This is a genomic window from Vibrio sp. 2433-A1 (assembly GCF_056726085.1).
Map to the genome: position 1 here is coordinate 1 of NZ_JBRESC010000067.1, position 2,254 is coordinate 2,254.

Below are 2,254 nucleotides of genomic sequence, written 5' to 3' on the forward strand. Positions count from 1 at the left end.
CTTAGTATCAAGTTTGAAGTGCGACACTTTTTACAGATGCGCATGAATATACTCCTGTGGTGTAAAGAACCCAAGTCTTTTCCTTGGGCGCGAGTTTAGCTTTCCAGCTATTTGGTTACAGAGCCTCTGTGTCACATGTGACATAGAGGCTTTTTTAGGTAAGTACTGTCTAATTAAACCATTCGTATTTTCATTGGTTCCACGCTCCCATGATTGGTACGGGTTAGCAAAGAAAAACAAACACTTAGTTTGTTTTTCTAACTGAGCATATTGGTGAAATTCAGTACCATTATCAGCAGTAATCGTTTTGAACGGTAAGTCTGATTGCTTAATAATCCTCTTCACTCGAGCGTTCAATGAATTAGTCGTTCTGTCGTCTAATTGGCCTATAAAAGTATAACCGGTCATCCTATCTACTAACGTCACAATGCAGTGTTTGGTTCCTCGCCCAATGACGGTGTCTATTTCCCAGTGTCCAGGTTCAAGACGAAGTTCTGCTTCGTCTGGTCGCTCAGATATATGTTTCTTTGCGGCTAAGCGGCCTCTGCTGTCGTTAGAGCGGTATCTTTTACGCCTTTGCTTAGTTGACTGGCGTAGGTGTTTCCATAACATTCCGCCTTCTGCTTTGTTATTCCAAACATACTGGTAAATCAGTTCGTGACTCATCGTTTTTTGACCAATTCGCCTTAGAAATCCAACTATCTGTTCAGGGCTCCAGTCCAGTTGCAGCAAGGCTGCAACGAGCCTGAAGTCGGTTTCGTCATAGCGCTTGTTTCGCCTTGAGCGAGCGAGCCTATTTCGAGCTCGTTGTTGAGCGTACTCAGGTTGGTACGAGTACCTGTCAAAGTATTTGTTATAGCGCTTATTACGTTCTATCTCACGATAGATCGTAGACTTGTGACGGTTGAGTAATCTAGCAATTCCAGCAGTACGTAGTCCTTGCTTTCTTAAGATAGAAATCGTATATCTTTCTTTCTCAGTGAGGTGTGTATATTTCATGGTTTTACTTCTTGGCGGGAGCAAAAATCATGATTATCGCATCTCACTGTTTTATTTTTCAGTGGTGTCGCACTTCGTACTTGAATCCAAGGCGCATAACAATAAATTTAAGAGTGATTCACAACGCTCGGCACTTTCACTTTAAGCAAGTTTAGTGTTTATGGTGCAATGCTTTAGGTAGGGTTGTTGGCGTTGTTCACACCTTAATTTGGCGTTATACGCAAGGAGAGATATGTGGTAAAAATTCGTGAAATGGACATCGCGGACTATGATGATGTTATAAGGCTGTGGGGACAAACTGAGGGTATGAGTCTTCGGGATGCAGACTCTAAAGAAAGCATCAATAACTACTTGATACGTAACCCCAAATTAAGTTTCGTCGCAGTGTCAGCCAACGAAATTGTTGGTGCGGTGCTAGTCGGTACTGACGGCCGTCGGGGTTATCTGCAACACCTAGCCGTATCTTCGAGTTATCGGGGCAAGAACTTAGGTCGTGAGCTGGTCAGCCAAGCTATCAGCGCGTTAGCTAATGTTGGAGTTCCCAAAACTCATTTGTTTGTGTACAACGAAAACGTAAACGCCCAGCAGTTTTACGAAAAGCTTGGTTGGTTCCCGAGAGACGAAGTTCGAATGTACTCATTCAATAGTTCTAGTAACAATAACGTTTAGCGCACGGCGTATAACAAACAATTTAAGCAGATTCGCAACGCTTGGCATTTTGGGTTTGAATCAGCTTCAGTGTTTACGGCACAATGATTCAGGTTAGTGGCAGTGTTGCTCACACGTTAATTGGGCGTTAGTTTTTATGGAGGTTAAATGAAATATTTGATAATGATGAGTATGGCATTATTGCTGTCAGCATGTGCGACAACACCACAAAAACTTCGTCATTCAGAGCCGGTGTTTCAGTCATCTAGCTCGATGAGCCCACCTGCTGTTGCTAGTTGTATTACTGAAAAATGGGAAAACTTAGACTATTTAGTTTATAGCCCAATGGTGACGTTTCATGAATCATCGTTAGGGTATGAGGTAATGCAGTACTTAGATGGTGAACTAGTCCATTTAGCTGATATAGAAAAAACTGAAACAGGAAGTCATGTTAAGGTCTACACACAGTCTTTGATTCTTTGGACAGACCCAGCGGTTAAGTCTCTCATGAGCTGCGAGCTTCAAAACTAACAAGCAATTTAAGCAGATTCGCAACGCTCGGCAATTTAGGTTTGAATCAGCTTCAGTGTTTACGGCACAATGGTCT

3 protein-coding genes are annotated in these 2,254 nt (G+C 42.5%); 2 read left to right on the forward strand and 1 reads right to left on the reverse strand.

From position 1 onward, the window contains the following. Positions 1-30: 30 nt before the first annotated feature. Entirely contained in the window at positions 31-999 is a 969-nt protein-coding gene (locus ACU01J_RS21620) for an IS30 family transposase (RefSeq protein ID WP_481087369.1), read from the reverse strand. 234 nt (positions 1,000-1,233) lie between these two features. On the opposite strand from ACU01J_RS21620, the gene ACU01J_RS21625 reads away from it, so the two are divergent. Together ACU01J_RS21625 and ACU01J_RS21630 are read left to right on the forward strand one after the other, a co-directional pair. Next, positions 1,234-1,668, forward strand: coding sequence for a GNAT family N-acetyltransferase (locus tag ACU01J_RS21625; protein ID WP_481087452.1), 435 nt, complete (start codon positions 1,234-1,236; stop codon positions 1,666-1,668). A gap of 147 nt (positions 1,669-1,815) precedes the next feature. Continuing rightward, on the forward strand, positions 1,816-2,178 hold the full coding sequence (locus ACU01J_RS21630; protein WP_275864255.1) for a hypothetical protein: 363 nt from the start codon (positions 1,816-1,818) through the stop codon (positions 2,176-2,178). Positions 2,179-2,254 lie beyond the last annotated feature (76 nt).

Bases quoted from the DNA above. Each gene is read 5' to 3' on its own strand.
- ACU01J_RS21620 (WP_481087369.1), bottom strand. From the start codon at position 999: ATGAAATATACACACCTCACTGAGAAAGAAAGATATACGATTTCTATC.
- ACU01J_RS21630 (WP_275864255.1), top strand. From the start codon at position 1,816: ATGAAATATTTGATAATGATGAGTATGGCATTATTGCTGTCAGCATGT.